The 16,051-nt window shown below is 68.9% G+C and carries 15 protein-coding genes; 11 read left to right on the plus strand and 4 right to left on the minus strand.

Going from position 1 to position 16,051, the window contains the following annotated elements; genetic code table 11:
• Positions 1-45 precede the first annotated feature (45 nt).
• The 3 genes from AC3WLE_RS07760 to AC3WLE_RS07770 all read right to left on the minus strand — a co-directional run bounded on the left by AC3WLE_RS07760 (position 46) and on the right by AC3WLE_RS07770 (position 3,265).
• Positions 46-1,332: a 3-isopropylmalate dehydratase large subunit gene (locus AC3WLE_RS07760; RefSeq protein WP_492319347.1), complete on the minus strand. Its 1,287-nt coding sequence runs from the start codon at positions 1,330-1,332 to the stop codon at positions 46-48.
• A complete protein-coding gene (locus AC3WLE_RS07765) occupies positions 1,329-2,369 on the minus strand; it encodes a tripartite tricarboxylate transporter substrate binding protein (protein WP_492352404.1) in 1,041 nt (346 codons plus the stop codon). The genes AC3WLE_RS07760 and AC3WLE_RS07765 overlap by 4 nt, the downstream gene beginning before the upstream one ends.
• A gap of 110 nt (positions 2,370-2,479) precedes the next feature.
• Positions 2,480-3,265 (minus strand): GntR family transcriptional regulator, encoded by a 786-nt coding sequence (locus AC3WLE_RS07770; protein ID WP_492319345.1) that lies wholly within the window; start codon positions 3,263-3,265, stop codon positions 2,480-2,482.
• 725 nt (positions 3,266-3,990) lie between these two features.
• Between AC3WLE_RS07770 and AC3WLE_RS07775 the strand changes: the two genes are divergently transcribed.
• The 8 genes from AC3WLE_RS07775 (at position 3,991) to AC3WLE_RS07810 (ending at position 12,158) form a co-directional block, all read left to right on the plus strand.
• Entirely contained in the window at positions 3,991-5,505 is a 1,515-nt protein-coding gene (locus tag AC3WLE_RS07775; RefSeq protein ID WP_492319448.1) for a hypothetical protein, read from the plus strand.
• Positions 5,506-5,690: 185 nt separating this feature from the next.
• A complete protein-coding gene (locus AC3WLE_RS07780; RefSeq protein WP_492319344.1) occupies positions 5,691-6,125 on the plus strand; it encodes a hypothetical protein in 435 nt (144 codons plus the stop codon).
• Positions 6,122-6,820 carry a C39 family peptidase gene (locus tag AC3WLE_RS07785; protein ID WP_492319343.1) on the plus strand — a complete coding sequence of 233 codons (699 nt, stop codon included), beginning with the start codon at positions 6,122-6,124 and terminating at the stop codon, positions 6,818-6,820. The genes AC3WLE_RS07780 and AC3WLE_RS07785 overlap by 4 nt, the downstream gene beginning before the upstream one ends.
• Positions 6,821-6,830: 10 nt before the next feature.
• On the plus strand, positions 6,831-7,676 hold the full coding sequence (locus tag AC3WLE_RS07790; RefSeq protein WP_492356801.1) for a flagellin: 846 nt from the start codon (positions 6,831-6,833) through the stop codon (positions 7,674-7,676).
• Between the two features lie 76 nt (positions 7,677-7,752).
• A complete protein-coding gene (locus tag AC3WLE_RS07795) occupies positions 7,753-9,192 on the plus strand; it encodes an acetate kinase (protein WP_492319341.1) in 1,440 nt (479 codons plus the stop codon).
• 214 nt (positions 9,193-9,406) lie between these two features.
• Entirely contained in the window at positions 9,407-9,919 is a 513-nt protein-coding gene (locus AC3WLE_RS07800) for a hypothetical protein (RefSeq protein WP_018309709.1), read from the plus strand.
• Between the two features lie 273 nt (positions 9,920-10,192).
• Positions 10,193-11,329 carry an ABC transporter substrate-binding protein gene (locus AC3WLE_RS07805; protein WP_010810450.1) on the plus strand — a complete coding sequence of 379 codons (1,137 nt, stop codon included), beginning with the start codon at positions 10,193-10,195 and terminating at the stop codon, positions 11,327-11,329.
• Between the two features lie 37 nt (positions 11,330-11,366).
• Positions 11,367-12,158 (plus strand): SDR family oxidoreductase, encoded by a 792-nt coding sequence (locus AC3WLE_RS07810; RefSeq protein WP_492319339.1) that lies wholly within the window; start codon positions 11,367-11,369, stop codon positions 12,156-12,158.
• Positions 12,159-12,212: 54 nt separating this feature from the next.
• Here AC3WLE_RS07810 and AC3WLE_RS07815 read toward each other — a convergent pair whose 3' ends face one another.
• Entirely contained in the window at positions 12,213-13,118 is a 906-nt protein-coding gene (locus AC3WLE_RS07815) for a LysR family transcriptional regulator (protein ID WP_492319338.1), read from the minus strand.
• A 113-nt stretch (positions 13,119-13,231) separates the two neighbouring features.
• Here AC3WLE_RS07815 and AC3WLE_RS07820 point away from each other — a divergent pair, with 113 nt between their 5' ends.
• From AC3WLE_RS07820 to AC3WLE_RS07830, 3 genes are read left to right on the plus strand one after another with little or no spacing between them, the layout of a single operon-like run.
• Positions 13,232-14,593 carry an acyclic terpene utilization AtuA family protein gene (locus AC3WLE_RS07820; protein WP_492319337.1) on the plus strand — a complete coding sequence of 454 codons (1,362 nt, stop codon included), beginning with the start codon at positions 13,232-13,234 and terminating at the stop codon, positions 14,591-14,593.
• Between the two features lie 12 nt (positions 14,594-14,605).
• A complete protein-coding gene (locus tag AC3WLE_RS07825; RefSeq protein ID WP_492319336.1) occupies positions 14,606-14,959 on the plus strand; it encodes an AtuA-related protein in 354 nt (117 codons plus the stop codon).
• Positions 14,960-15,001: 42 nt separating this feature from the next.
• On the plus strand, positions 15,002-15,967 hold the full coding sequence (locus AC3WLE_RS07830) for a Bug family tripartite tricarboxylate transporter substrate binding protein (protein ID WP_492319447.1): 966 nt from the start codon (positions 15,002-15,004) through the stop codon (positions 15,965-15,967).
• The last annotated feature ends 84 nt before the right edge of the window (positions 15,968-16,051 follow it).

Below are 16,051 nucleotides of genomic sequence, written 5' to 3' on the forward strand. Positions count from 1 at the left end.
AAGAAGTCTGTCCCGCCAGGCGGGTACGAAGTCAGGCCCGCAGCGTTACTCCAGCAGGGTGCGCGGATCGGTAATGCGGCCGGTGACGGCGCTGGCGGCCACGGTCATCGGCGAGCCCAGCCACACCGCGCTGCCGGCGTCGCCCATGCGCCCGGAGAAGTTGCGCGCCGTCGACGCAATCGCGCGGCTGCCGTCCGGGAAGCGCGCCGCGCCATAGCCGGCGCAGGCGCCGCAGGCGTTGGGCAGCAGCGTGGCGCCGGCGTCGGTCAGGATGCCAAGCGTGCCCTCCTGCTCGGCCAGCAGCTGGTCGCGGCGCGAGGCCGGCGCCACCTGCAGTGTCACGCCCGCCGCCACGCGGCGCCCGCGCAGCACGCGCGCGGCCATGCGCAGGTCTTCCAGCTTGGCGCCGGTGCAGGCACCCAGGTAGGCGATCTGCACGGGCTCGCCGGCGGCCTGGTCTACCGGCGCGCTGTTGGCCGGAGAGTGCGGCGCCGCCACCTGCGGCACCAGTGCCGCGGCGTCGAAGCGGTGGGTGGCCAGCACCGGCGCATCGGGGTCCGTGCGCCAGTGGGCCAGGTCGATCGCGGCCAGCGTCTGCGCCGGCACGCCGGCCTCGGCCAGCCAGCCGAGCGTGACCGCGTCGGGCGCCACCAGGCCGGTCTGCGCGCCCAGCTCGGCGCTCATGTTGGCCAGCGTCATGCGCTCCTGCATCGGCAGCGCGGCGACGGCGCTGCCGGTGTACTCCAGCGCCTCATAGCGGCCGCCGCCCATGCCGAGCGTGGCGCACAGGAACAGCATCATGTCCTTGGCGCAGACGCCCGCTGCAAGCTGGCCGTCCCATTGCAGCCGGATGGTATGGGGCACGCGCAGCCAGATCTCGCCGGTGGCCAGCACGCCGGCCATCTCGGTCGCGCCCACGCCGAACATATAGGCGCCGAAGGCGCCGCCGGTGGGGCTGTGGCTGTCGCCGCCGACAATCAGGCGGCCCGGCAGCACATGGCCGCGCTCCGGCAGCACCACATGGCAGATGCCTTCGGCGTCGATGAAATGGGCGCCGGACTGGCGCGTCCAGTCGCGCGTGAAGCGCAGGATCGACTCGGCCTGGGCATCGCCGCCCGGCACGAAATGGTCGGTCACCACCACGTAGCGCGACGGGTCCCAGACCCCGGTGCCAAGCTCTTCCAATAGCGGGGCCACGCGGCGCGGGCCGCTGGAGTCGTGCGACATCGCCAGGTCGACCCGGCAGATCACGATCGTGCCGATCTCCGCATGCGCCAGCCCGGCGGCGCGCGCCACCAGCTTCTGCGCCAGCGTGGCGGGGGTGTGGCTCATTCCGGCGAGGCTCCCGAATACTTGACCACGGCGGCCCAGCGCCTGACGTCCTGCTTCACGAACGCGGCGAAGGCGTCGGGCGGCGTGCCCATCGGCTGCGCGCCGTCGTTCTCCAGGCGCTTGCGCACCGCGGGCGTTTCCAGCCCCTTGCGCGCGGCGTGATACAGCGCCTGCGTGACTTCGTGCGGCATGCCGGCCGGACCGAACAGGCCGAACCATGCGCTCGACTCGAAGCCCTTCACGGTGGCGCCGATCGGCGCCGCGCCCGGGAACTGCGGCAGCGGCGCGGGGCTGGTCACGCCCAGCACCTTGAGCTTGCCCGCGCGCACATGCGGCAGCACGTTGATGGTGCTGGCGAACATCAGGTCGCACTGGCCCGCCAGCACGTCGGTGAGCGCGGGCGAGGTGCCCTTGTACGGAATGTTGACGATGTAGGTGCCGGTCATCATCTTGAACATGTCGCCGGCCATGTGCAGCGACGAGCCCACCGAGCCGATGGCAAAGTTCAGCTTGCCCGGTTCGGAACGCGCCAGGCGGATCAGCTCGGGCACATTGCTGGCCGACAGCTTTGGCGTGGCCACCAGCACGCTCGGCACGGTGGCCACCAGCGTGATCGGGGTGAAGTCCTGCACCGGGTCGAACGGCAGCTTCTTGTACAGGGTGGCGTTGATGGTGTGGCTGGTGAAGCTCATCAGCAGCGTGCTGCCGTCCGGCGAACTCTTGGCGACCAGGTCGGCGGCGATATTGCCGCCGGCGCCAGGGCGGTTCTCGACCACCACCGGCTGGCCGAGCTCCTGGGACATTTCCTGGGCGATGGTGCGCGCCAGCGTGTCGGTGGTGCCGCCGGCGGGCGCGCCCACCAGGATCCGGATCGGCTTGCCGCCGGCCACCTGGGGTTGCCCCTGGGCCGCGGCGGACAGCGGCAGGGCCAGCGCGCACGCGGCCAGGCTGGCCATGGCCAGGCGCTGCACCGCGGCGCGGCGGGGGATCGAAGGCAGACGGGTCGGGCTGGACGGGACCAGGCGGAACACTGGCATGGCGACGGCTCCTCGCTTGATGTGATCAGAGATGCGCAGTATCGCTCGGAACGTTACCTGGCGCATCCCTTGTAGCGCCGCCTGCGGGAAGTCGGCGGCGGTCCGCGGGGTCAGTCGCGCAGGCCCGGGCGGGTTTCGCTTTCCACCCAGACGTTGGCGCTGTCGACGCCGGCCGGCGACAACTCCATGCGGTACTCATAGCGGTCCGGTCGGTACTGGCCGAGCAGCAACTGGACCGGGCGCCCGGCCGCGTCCTTGACCACGCGGCGCACCGCCAGCAGCGCGCCGCCTACCGGCACGTCCAGCAGCGGCGCCACCACCACGTCGGCCAGGCGCGCGGACAGCACCTGGCTGGCACGGCCCAGCTTCACGCCGCCGGCCTCCAGCAGCCGCAGCACCGGCTGCTCTTCCAGGGACTGGCGCGTGATCGGCCGGCCCAGGTCGGCGGGCAGGTAGACCGTGATATGCGACAGCGGGCGGTTGCGGTAGTGGCGCACGCGCACGATCTTCACCACCGGATCGCCCGGCTCGATCTGCAGCGATTCGGCCACATCGGGCGTGGCATGGACTTCGTCGATCGAGATCACCTTCACCGACGTCTTCTGGCCCATGTCGATGATGTTGTCGAGCAGGCTGGTGCCGCGTTCCTCGCCGGCCGCCGTCGCCGGGCGCACCGGATGCGGATTGACGAAGGTGCCAAGCCCGCGGTGGCGGCGCACCAGGCCTTCTTGCACCAGGCGGTCGAATACGCGCCGCATGGTCACGCGCGAGGCATGGAACTGCTTGGCCAGGTCGATCTCGCCCGGCAAAGGGCCCTGGCCGAAGCGGCCTTCCACGATCTGCTGGCGCAATACCACGTAAATCTGGTGATACAGGGGAACGACGGCTTCACTCATGGTTTCCCTTGCGGAGAGATGACAAGTCTGTAATGCCTCTAATGTACTTTAAATCAGACATAGAGCCTAGCATGGATAGCCGCAGTGGCGCTTGCGGGACAACTGCGCCGGCGCAGTGTTGCAGCGATGCATCTCGTCTGCGCCGAGACCCCTTGGCGGGTTGCGCCAGCACGGGTGAAGTCGGTCCGGCGCCGCTGCATGCCTTGCCGGGAAGGACAACGCCGGTGCGGTGGAGCGGGTTGTGCCGTGCGGCGAGAACAGGACATCGGGGCGCCGCCGCGGCAATGGGGAGATACCTCACACGGGCGGCGACGACGGCACCCTCGATGCCGTGTTTCAGTCCCGATACGTAAGGCCGCGCCTCGGGCAAATCCTGGCTGCCTGCATAAGACCCTGAAAAGTAAAGCGTTTTCCGACCACCCCGGAGCCCCCTCAGGTAGGCCGGGAGTGGCCGTGTCACAGCGGTGTGACATGTCGTCTGCCGTGCACAGGGGCGAGGCCGGCAGGCGTCGCGCAAAGCCGCGGAAAGTTCCCGCCAGAGTGCCGGGCAGGCCTTGTAATACAAGGAGTTGGCACCGCAGGTGGCGCAGCTGGCACCGATTATGCGCAGGGGGAGTCTGGTTTGGCTGGGTGCCGGACCTGAACCTCCAGCCGTCGTTCCTCGCAAGAGCGCCGGCCGGAGGCTGAGCCGCTGTGACACTGTGCAATTCTCCTGGGAGCTTCGTATGAAAAAGACCTTACTGGCGTCGGCTATCGCCATGGCATTTGCGGGACAGGCCTGGGCAAATCCGACCAATAACAACGACGTGGTAAGAGGTGGCGGCGACAACACGCAAACCGCCACAGCGACCTCGACGCAGGGTGGCAGCGGCGCGGCGGCAAACGAATATTCGACCGCAGTCCAGGCCAATGACAGCAGCACCAACACCAGGACCACCACGGTTGGCGTCAACAAGACCAAGACCACGACCAACTCGAACAACAGGAGCAGGATCGACTTTGACCATGGCGTAGGCAACGCGGGCTCCAACGGTGGCAGCGCAACCTCCAGCGTCAGCAACGCCTTCAACACCAGCAAGGCACTGGCGATCAGCAAGCTGAATGGGACGGTTTCCAACAACAGCATTGGCCCGATCGGCAATTACGCCACCAACTGGGGTAACGCGAATGGTGCAGCCGGTGGCCGGGGCGGCAATGGCTTTGGCGGTACCGGCGAAGGCGGGCGCGGCGGCAATGGCGGCAACGGCGGTAACGGCGGCAGCGGCGGCTCCGGTGGCAGCGCTACCAACGGTAGCGCCACCAATGGCGACGCCACCAACGGCAGCGCCACGGCTGGTAATGGCGGTGCCGGCGGCAAGGCGATTGGCTGGGCCGGCAGTGGCGGTGACGGCAAGGCATATGGCGGCAGCGCGCTCTCCGCAGCGGGCAGCAAGGGCGGCAGCGGCGGCGATGCTTATGGCAAGGGCGGCGGCGCTCTGAGCGCATCGCTCGGCGCCGGCGGCCGCGGCGGCAGTGCCGGCGCGATCGGCGGTGGTGGCCTGGGTGCCAGCGGCGCCCTGGGCGGCTTGGCAGGTTCGGCCGGCGGCTCGGGTGGCAGCAGCGGCAATGCCAATGGTGCGGGTGGCGACACTACCACTGGCGGCGCGGGCGGCGCAGGCGGCGCAGCGGCCGGTACCAACACGGCTGGCGCAGGCACCGGTTCGGGCGGCGCAGGTACCGCGAGTGGCGGTGCGGGCGGTGCCGGAACGGCAGCTGCAGGCGCGAACGGCGGTGCCGGCAGCGGCACCGGCGGTGCCGGTGGCGCCGGCGGCGCGGCGACCTCGACGGCAACGGCGGGCGCGGCAAGCGGCACCGGCGGCGCGGGCGGCACGCAAGCCAGCGTTGGCGGCGCGGGCGGTGCTGGCGGTTCGGCTACGAACGGCAGCGCAACGAGCTCGGCCTCCAATGGCAGCTCCACGGCTGGCAACGGTGCGGTGGGTGCTACCGGCGGCGCCGGCGGCGCGGGCGGCACTGGCAATGGCGGCACTGGCGGCACCGGCAACGGCGCAGTCGGCGGCGCTGGCGGTAATGGCGGCTACAACATTGTTGACGCGGGCACCTTCAATATGTCCAACACCATGACCAGCGTTGGTCAGACGGCGGCGGGCATCATGATGGCCAACCAGAACAGCGGCGCTGCCTCGCTCGTGCAGCAAAGCGTGAACGTTCAGGCCAACCTGCAGGTCGGCGGCAACCGGTAAGGCGTGCAGCCACGGTCCGGCCCGGGACTTGTGCCCGGGCCAGACCGGCAGCTCGCACTCATGCCGGCAGGACCGGCGCCCGCATCCTGTGTGCGGGCGCGCGGGCCCTGTCATGCCCCAAGCAAGCCTGATTGCCTTGCAGCCGCCCGGATGGGGGCGGCCGGCAGGCAAGGGGAGACGACATCATGCAATCGGTCCGCTTCGCCGTCGGCGCATTCGCGACGGTCTTACTCGCCTGGCCAGTGCTGCAGGCGCACGCTGAGCCGCCAGGGCTGGACGCCGCCATGGCAGCGGCGCGCGCTGCCTCTGGCACAGCCCCGGACACGGCTGCAACCACCGCGCAGCCGGCGGCCGCAACTTCCTTGTTCGGAGGGGTGGCGAAAGCCGTACCCGTGTCTAAACTGGATGACATTCGTGGCGGCGCCGAAGTCACGGTCAACGATATGCGCCTGCACGGTACCGTGGCCGACAACGCCGCGGTCAATATTCTGTCCGGCACCAACAACATCGCGGACGGGGCCTTCTCGAATGCGGCAGGGATTCCCACCGCGATCCAGAACTCGGGCTCCAACGTACTGATCCAGAACGCCACTATCGTCAACGTCCAGTTCAAGCAATGAAGCCGCTGCGAAACCTGTTGGCGTCTGTACCGTTCTTGCTGGCCGCGGGGGGCGTTCCATGTGCCCAGGCTGCCGACACCCTGATATACGGGCCGGTCGGCGAGCCCTACAGCGTCCGGGTCACGAGCGTGCGCGAGGCGCGCTTCAAGTCCACGATCCGGCAGCAGTTCGACTTCAGCTGCGGCTCGGCCGCGGTGGCCACGCTGCTGAGCTACCAGTACGGCCATCCGATGAACGAGGCCACGGTCTTCCAGAACATGTACCTCAACGGCGACCAGCAGAAGATCCGCGCCGAGGGGTTCTCGCTGCTCGACATGAAGCGCTTCCTGGCCGCGCTCGGCTATGAGGCCGACGGCTACGAGCTGCCACTGTCCAAGCTGGAAGAGACGCAGGTGCCGGCCATCGTGCTGATTGTGGAGAACGGCTACCACCATTTCGTGGTGGTCAAGGGCGTGAAGGGCGACCGCGTGCTGATCGGCGATCCCGCACGCGGCACGCGCGCGATGTCACGCGAGCATTTCGAGCAGATCTGGGACAGCCAGCTGCTGTTCGTGATCCATAACCGCACCGAACGGGCGCGGTTCAACCTTGCAGCCGACTGGCGCGTTGCGCCGAGCGGTCCTTACTGGATGGGAGTCAACCGGGATAGCCTGTTCTTCACCGTCATGCCCAAGCATGGCGCGGGCGATTTTTGAGGAACGCATCATGTTGCAGACTTCCTTCCCGACCCCAGCAGCCCCTCGCAGCGCCGGTCATGCGGCCGCGGCGATGCTGCTCGGCGCCGGTTTGGCCTGTGCCGGCACGGCACAGGCCACCATGCTGCCACAGCCCGACGCGGTCGACGCGTCGGCGCTTCCATCGCAGGGGGCCATGCCCTCGAGCGACGGGCAGGACCAAAACCCTCTGGCTGCCGCACGCGGCAGCATGGCCGGCTGGAAACCGGTTGCACACGAAAAGCTCGACGACATGCGGGGCGGCTTCGAGATGCCGGGCCTGCAGGTTTCGTTCGGTATCGAACGCGCGGTGTACATCAACGGCGCCCTGGTGGTTGCCACCAGCATTAACATCCCCGATGTCAGCCGCATCACTGCCGACCAGGCCGCGCGGCTTGCCTCGACGCTGGGCCCGGCCATCGTTGCCAGCACCAATACGGCGGTCGCCAACGCGCTGGCGGCGGCGGGCGCGGCCGGTTCGGATGGGAGCGCCACCTCGGCGGCCAATGGCGCCTCGGCCAGCAGCACCGGCACGCCCGGGGCCGGTTCGGGCGCCAGCGGTGCGGCCGGCTTGCCGGCGGCGGTGGTGAATACGGCCACCGGTCAGGTCGTGAGCAATGGGCTGCTGAACGTGATCCAGAACGGCCCGGGCAATGCGGCATCGGTGGGATCGCTGGCGGGGACGCCAACGACCGTGATCCAGAACACCTTGAACAACCAGAGCATCCGGAGCCTGATGACAATCGACGCAAGCGTAAATACGCTGCAGGCATTCCGGTCGCAGTTGGCCAACACCACGCTGAACAACGCGCTGATGCGGGCCGCAAGCATGAGGTAGTCGTAGCGAGGCATCGGGCAGTACAGGTCGCAGGCTCCTGCAAGAACAGTCTGCCGTCCCGGGGGAGGAAGACGTCATGAAGAAGCGGTCGATGCAGGGCATTCGCAATGCGGGATGCTCGACGTTACTGTTGCTCGGCGGCCTGGCGCAGGCCCAGACGCCGCCGGATGCGGGACCACCCGCAGCCGGACTGGAAGCACTGCAGAAGGAGCTTGCCGAACAGGCCAGCCAGCTCGACGCCATGAAGCGGGCTCTGGCCGAACAGGAGGCGGTGATCCGCGAACTGCGCAACGTGATCGGCACCGAGGTGCTGGCCAACAAGCGCGGCGGCCAGCGCGCGGGGCCCGGCGTGTCGCCGTCCGACAACGCCACCAACGCCGCCACCGCGGCGGCCGCTGCCAGCGCCACCCAGCCAGCGCCCAACGCGGTCAACAACCCGCAGCAGATCATTCTCCAGCCACCGCAGGACATGGCCCAGGGTCCGCAGGCGGGCGAGTCCGCCGACCGGCAGACCGTGGCCCTGGAAGAACCCGTGGGCCGCCCGCCGGAGGAAGACCGCCGTCCGCCCGAGATCGCGCCGATCATCGACCAGCCCGGTGTGCTGACCGCCCAGGGCAAGCTGGTGATCGAGCCCGGCTTCCAGTACGGCTATTCGTCCAATAACCGCGTCGCGCTGGTCGGCTACACGGTCATCCCGGCCATCCTGATCGGCCTGGTCGATGTGCGCGAGGTCAAGACCTCGACCTACATTCCGTCGGTCGCGTTTCGCTACGGCCTGACCAAGCGGCTGGAAATCGAAGCCAAGGTGCCTTACGTGCACTCATCGGGCCAGACCGTCAGCCGCGAGGTCTTCACCGGCACGGCCGTCGACCGCGTGTTCAATGCGAGCGGCAGCGGCATCGGCGACGTCGAGGCGACGGTGCGCTACCAGCTCAACTACGGCAACGAGAAGATTCCGTACTTCGTCGGCTGGCTGCGCTACAAGTCCAATACCGGCAAGGACCCGTTCGAAGTCGTGACCGATTGCGTGACGCGCTGCGTGGGCAATGCCACCGGCACCGGCCTGCCGCTCGGGCTGCCCACCGGCACCGGCTTCCAGGCGCTCCAGCCCGGCATCACCTGGCTGCTGCCGACCGACCCGGCGGTGTTCTTCGGCACCTTCAGCTACCTGCACAACTTTGCGCGCGACAATGTGAGCCGTACCGTGCTGAACGGCGAGAAGGAGAATCTCGGCAAGATCGCCCCGGGCGACATCTTCGAGTTCAGCTTCGGCATGGGCCTGTCGCTCAATGAGAAGGCGTCGTTCAGCATCGGCTATGACCAGGCCATCATCTGGCCGACCAAGCAAAACGGCCAGACCGTTCCGGGCTCGGTGCGCGTGACCCAGGGCACCTTGCTGGTGGGCTATTCGTACCGCTTCAACAACCGCTACACGGTGAACCTTTCAGTGGGTGCGGGGCTGACGCGCGACACCCCCGACCTGCAGGTGAACCTGCGCCTGCCGATCACTTTCTGACGCGCTTTTCTGCGCATTTCCGCCTGACGTGACGCGTGCCCCGCATGTGCGGGGGCACGTGCGCATCACATCCGCGGCGAGGGTGCGCAGGCACGGAAACGCGCCTTGCGCTGGCCCCTTGAACGGCGTACAAAGAAATAACCCCGCGCCGCCAGCGGTACTTTCTGACCAGGTTCAAACTCACCGGCGGTGCGGCCTGAAAAAGGAGAGAGACATGCGCAAACGCATCTTCTGGTTGTTGCCCGACCTGGCGAGTGCCCGTCGCACCATGGACGACCTGCTGCTTGCCCGGCTCGAGAACCGCCACATCCACTTCGTGGCGCGCGACGGCTCCGACATGACCGGCCTGCATGAAGCCAACCTGTTCCAGACCTCCGACATCGTGCATGCCGCCGAGATGGGCTTGATGGTCGGCGGCGGCGTGGGCGTGGTGGCCGGCGTGGTGGTGGCGATGTTCCCGATCGTCAGCGACACCCCGCAGTGGGGCCTCGTCGGCGTGCTGGCGGTGCTGGGCGCGGTGTTTGGCGCGTGGGCTTCGAGCATGATCGGCAGCTCGGCACCCAACAGCCGGCTGCGTGCGTTCGAAAAGGACATCGAGGCCGGCAAGATCCTGCTGATGGTCGACGTGCCGCGCGGCCGTGTCGAGGAAATCGAAACCCTGCTCGCGAACGCGCATCCGGAAGCCAGCTTTGCGGGGTTGGACCCGGCTGTACCGGCTTTCCCCTAAGCCACCGGCTTATCGCCGCTGGTTGTCGTCCAGCGCTGTCGCATCTCTTTGCGCGCGCCCTTGCGGCGCGCCTTGACGCGCATCCTTTGGCGCGCCCCGGCTCGCACCGGAACTGCCTGCGCGGTTCCGGTGTGAGGCTGCTGCAACACCCCGAACTTTCCCGGTTTGCCCCCATGAGACGCATGCGGTAACTTGCGTGACGGCGCACGGCCGTCCATGCCGTGCCGCAATAAAACGATGAAGCCAGCCGGACAGGCGCAAGGGGTCGAGACAATGAAAGCGAAATGGATCGCGTGCGGCATGCTGGCCGCCACGCTGGGATGGGCCGCGCAGACGGCCCTGGCGGAACCGGGCGTGACCCGCAACACCATCCGCATCGGCCAGTCGGCCGGCGTCACCGGTCCGGTGGCCGGTTCGGTCAAGGAGCAGATCGCCGGCGCGCAGGTGTACCTGCGCACCATCAACGCCAGCGGCGGCGTGGCCGGGCGGCGCATCGAGCTGGTGACCCACGATGACGGCTTCGATGCCAAGCGCACCCCCGACAATGTGCGCAAGCTGATCGACGAGGACAAGGTGTTCGCGCTCTTCATGGTGCGCGGCACGCCGCAGAACGAAAGCATCCTGCCCATCATCGCCGCGCAGAAGGTGCCGCTGGTGGCGCCGCTGACAGGCGCCATCACGCTGCACCGGCCGGTCAACCGCTACGTGTTCAACGTGCGCGCCAAGTACCAGGACGAGGTGGCGCGCGCGATCAACCACCTGGCCACCTCGGGCATGAGCCGCATCGGCATCTTCTACGCCAACGACGGCTTTGGCCGGGACGTGCTCGAAGGCTACAGCGCCGCGCTGCAGGCGCGTGGGGTGCAGCCGGCGGCGACGGCGAGCTTCGCACGGCCCATGGGCGATATCACCCAGAGCGTGGCCGCCATGAACAAGGCCAACCCTCAGGCGGTACTGGTGATCGGCTCGGGCTCCGAGGCGGCGCGCATCATCCGCGAACTGCGCCGCGCGGGCAGCGAGGCACAGTTCGTCACGCTGTCCAACAACGCGGCCGATTCCTTTATCCGTGAACTGGGCGACGATGCGCGCGGGCTGATCATCACGCAGGTGGTGCCGGGCACCAACTCCAGCCAGATGACGCTGGCCAGCGAATACCGCAGCCTGGCCAAGCAGCAGGGTGTGGAGCCGTCCAACGCCGGCATGGAGGGCTTCATGTCGGCCAAGGTGCTGGTCGAAGGGCTGCGCCGCGCCGGCCCCGACCTGACGCGCGAGCGCCTGGTCACGGCGCTGGAAGGCATGCGCGACTACGACCTTGGCGGCATCCTGATCAGCTACAGCGCCGAGCGCCATACCGGCTCGTCGTTCGTGGAAATGTCGATCGTCTCGTCCACCGGCAAGCTGATCCGCTGAAAGCCGCGGGCAGGGGGGCTGCGGTATAGTCCCCCGCATGGCTACTCCTACCCCCTCCCCCGATTCCCGTACCCCGTTCTCGCTGCACGGCCGCGTGGCGCTGGTGACCGGCGGCGCGCAGGGCCTGGGCCTGGCGATTGCCGCCGGGCTGGCCGACGCCGGCGCCCATGTGCTGGTGGTGGCGCGCAATGCGCAGCGCGTGCAAGCGGCCGTCGCCGCGCTGGCCGCGCGCGGCGGCAGCGCCGAGGCGCTGGTGCTCGATATCACCGATGAAGCCGCCGTGGCGGCCGCGTTCGACCGCATCGACGCCGCCCATGGCCGGCTCGACATCCTCGTCAACAACGCCGGCGCGCGCAACCGCAGCACCATGGCGCAGCTCGATGCCGGCGACCTGCGCGCCATGCTCGAGACCAACCTGGTGGCGCCCTACGCGCTGTGCCGGCTCGCCGCGCAGCGCATGCGCGGCGGCGATTACGGGCGCATCGTCAATGTGAGCTCGATCGCGGGCCAGGTCGCGCGTGCCGGCGACGTGCTCTACCCCGCCACCAAGGGCGGCCTGGATGCGCTCACGCGCGCCATGGCGGCCGACCTGGGGCGGCACGGCGTCACCGTCAATGCGATCGCCCCGGGCTACTTCGCTACCGAGCCCAACCAGCCCATGGTCGAGGACGAGAGCGTGGCCGAGTGGCTGCGCCAGCGCACCTCGCTGGGCCGCTGGGGCCAGCCGGAGGAAGTGGCGGGGGCGGTGGTGTTCCTGGCGTCGCCGGCCGCATCCTATGTCACCGGGCAGGTGCTGGCCGTGGACGGCGGCTATCTCGGGCACTTCTGAGGCGCCATCGGCAGCAAAGCGTACCCAATTCTGCGTGCCGCTCCTGCCGGGTTTTCAGCGCCGCGCGGGCGGCTTGCCGCCGCGGTAGAACGCCTGCAGGCAGTCGATCATCGCGGCTGCCGCGGCCGAGTCGCCGCGGTCCTTGAGCCGCACCAGGCAGATATCGCGCACCAGCGACGGCAGCTGCAGCGGCCGGATCGCCAGCCCCTCGCGCCGGAACTGAAACAGCGCCAGCGACGGCACCGCGCTCACGCCCAGCCCCGCCTGCACCAGCGCCGCCACCGTTGCCAGGTGCTCCACCTCCATCACGCTGGTCAGGCGCAACGGATGCAGCGCGGCGTCCAGGTGCTGGCGCACGCTGGTCGTGCGCGACAGCTGGATAAACGGCAGGCCCGCCAGCATCTGCGGCGTGATGCGGCGCTTGCGCGCCAGCGCATGGTCCGCCGGGCACACCAGGTGGAAGGTGTCGCGCACCAGCGGCTCCACGCGCAGGTCTTCGTCCTCGGCCGGTGCCGGGGCCAGTGCAAAGTCGGCGCGGCCCTGGCGGACCAGTTCGATGCAGCCGTCGGCGAGCTGGTCGAACAGCTCCAGCGCGATGCCCGGATAAAGCGCGCGGAACTGCGCCAGCAGCGGCGGCAAGTCGCCGCCGGCCAGCGACGGCAGCGCCGCGATCGACACCCGCCCCTTGCGCCGCTCGGCGTGCGCGCGCAGGTCCTCGAACGCGGTTTCGAAATCAGCCAGCAGCCGGCGCGCGGTCTGCTCGAAGCGCACGCCGTCGCTGCTCAGCTCCACATGCCGCGTGGTGCGTTCGAACAGCCGGCTGCCGGCCTGTTCCTCCAGCGTCTGCACCAGCGCGCTGAAGGCCGATTGCGACAGGTGGCAGGCGCGCGCCGCGCGCGTGAAGTTGCGGTAGGTGGCCAGCGCCACGAAGGCGCGCAGGTGCTTGACCGAGAGGTTCATGGGCCGGGCGGATTTATCCACTAAATCGATAGATTAATCCAAATAATCCGTTTTTTGGCTGAACGTACCCGCCCTAGAATGGGGGCGACCCCACCAACAACCTGCCCCCGACCATGACTGCTCCCTTGCTGATCGGCTCCGGCGCCGGCTTCTCCGGCGACCGCACCGATGCCGCGCTGCCGGTGGTGCGCACGCTGATTGCCTCCGGCCAGCCGGCCGCGCTGATCTTCGAGACCCTGGCCGAGCGCACGCTGGCGCTGGCGCAGCTGGCGCGGCGCAACGATCCCGCACAGGGCTACGAGCCGCTGCTCGATGCGCTGCTGGAGCCGGTGCTGGGCCTGTGCCTGCAACACCGCATTCCCATCGTCGGCAATTTCGGCGCCGCCAATCCGCGCGCCGCGGCGCGGCGCGTGCTGCAGCTGGCGCAGGAACTGGGCCTGCCCGCGCCGCGCGTTGCAGTCGTGGAGGGCGATGACTTGTCCGACGATACGGGGCGCGCGCGCTTGCAGGGCATTCTTGGCGATGCATTTGACGCCGATCGCTTCGTCTGCGCCAACGCCTATATCGGAGCACAGGGCATCGCCGAGGCGATCACTGCCGGCGCCCAGGTGGTGGTGTGCGGACGCGTGGCCGATCCGGCGCTGGCAGTGGGGCCGGCGATGGCGCACTTTGGCTGGTCGTGGGACGACTGGGACCGGCTGGCCGCCGCGACCATGGCCGGCCACCTGCTCGAATGCGGGGCGCAGGTCTGCGGCGGCTACTTTGCCGATCCCGGCATGAAGGACGTACCCGATGTGCATGCGGTGGGCTTCCCGATCGCGCAGCTGGCCGAGGACGGCGGCATCGAGATCTTCAAGGCCGCCGGCACCGGCGGCTGCGTCGACCTGCGCACGGTCAAGGAGCAGCTGCTGTACGAGGTCCACGATCCGGCCGCTTACCTGACGCCCGACGTGGTCGCAGATATTGGTACGGTCACGGTCACGCAACTGGCCCCCGACCGCGTGGCGGTGCGCAATGTGCGCGGCCATCCCCGCCCGGCGCAGCTCAAGGCCAATGTGTTCAGCCACGGCGGCTGGCTGGCCGAGGGCGAGATCTCGTACGCCGGCCCCAATGCCGCCGCCCGCGCGCGGCTGGCCGCCGACATCCTGCGCCGGCGCATGCAGTTGCTGGGCCATGAGGCACCCATCCGCTTCGACCTGATCGGCGTGCTCAGCGTGCTGGCCGACGATGGCGGCGCCATGTTCGCCCAGCGCCAGCCGCATGAGCAAGCGGCGCAGGACGTGCGCCTGCGCGCCGCGTTGGCGCATCACGACCTGGCGGTGGCGCAGGCCCTGCAGCGCGAGGTCAATGCGCTCTATACCTGCGGCCCGGCCGGCGGCGGCGGCGTGCGCACCGCGCAGCGCGCGCGCCTGAATGCGGTGTCGTGCCTGGTGCCGCGCGAGGCCGTGACGGCCACGCATTCCTTCATTGCCTGAAGAGGTCCGACCATGACTGACACTGCCGCGCTCTACCAGTTCGCCCACGGCCGCACCGGCGACAAGGGCAACCGTTCCAACATCAGCGTGATCGCCTACGACGCGCGCGACTACGACCACCTGGTCGAGCACGTGACCGAGGACGCCGTGCGCGCGCTGTTCCGCGAGCGCCGGCCCACGGCTGTCACGCGCTACCTGGTGCCGTCGCTGCAGGCGATGAACTTCGTCCTCGACGGCGTGCTCGATGGCGGCGTCAACGACGCGCTCAACCTCGACACGCACGGCAAGGCGCTGTCGTTCCGCCTGCTGCAGCTTGAGATCCCGGTGCCGCCTCGGCTCGCGTCCGGCACCGCGGATAGCCACTGATCCATCGCTTCACACCAACAACGATTTCACCAGGAGACCATGATGTACCCATTTCTCAAGCCACTGGCCGTTGCCGCGGTTGCGCTGGTCCTGCCCGCGGGGCAGGCCTGGGCCGAGTTCCCGGACAAGCCGATCCGCTTCGTGGTGCCGTTCGCCGCCGGCAGCGCCACCGACCAGCTGGCGCGTGCCATCGGCCAGGCCATTACCGTGGACAGCAAGGTCACCGTGGTGGTCGACAACAAGCCGGGCGCCAATGGCTTCATCGCCGCGTCGGACGTGGCCAAGGCCGCGCCGGACGGCTACACCGTGCTGATCAGCACCAACACCACGCATGCGGCCAACGAGCACCTGTTCAAGAAGCTGCCCTACGACCCGGTCAAGGACTACGCGCCGATCACCGCGCTGGGCCGCGGCGGCCAGATCATGGTGGTCAACCCGCAGGTGCCGGCCAAGACCGTGGGCGAGTTCATCGCGCTGGCAAAACAGCAGCCGGGCAAGCTCAGCTTCGGCAGCGGCAGCTCGTCGTCGCGCATTGCCGGCGAGCTCTTCCAGCAGATGGCGCATGTGGAGTTGCTGCACGTGCCGTACAAGAGCAACCCGCTGGCCATCACCGACCTGCTCGGCAACCAGATCCAGATGATGATCACGGACACGGCCACCGGCCTGCCGCAGGTCAAGAGCGGCAAGCTGCGCGCGCTGGGGGTGTCGGGCAAGGCGCGCTCGCCGCTGGCGCCGGACGTGCCCACCATCGACGAGGCCGGCGTCAAGGGCTACGAGATGAGCTACTGGTTCGCGGCCTATGCGCCCGCCGGCACGCCGCAGCCGGTGGTGGCGAAGCTCAATGCGATGATGGTCAAGGCCGCGCGCGGCGATACCGCGGCCGGCTTCTACAAGTCGACCGGCACCGAGGTGTTCACCAGCACGCCCGCGGAGCTGGCGAAGTTCCAGTTGCAAGAGTCCGGCAAGTGGGGGCGCATCATCAAGGCGGCGAATATCCAGCCGGAGTGAACGCAGGGCAGCGCAAGCTCCCATGCATGGAAGACGGGGCCAAACGGCCCCGTTTTTTACGCAGAAGTAGGTACGCTTTGGTGC

It is taken from the genome of Cupriavidus sp. FW306-1B-F12B, from assembly GCF_058781795.1.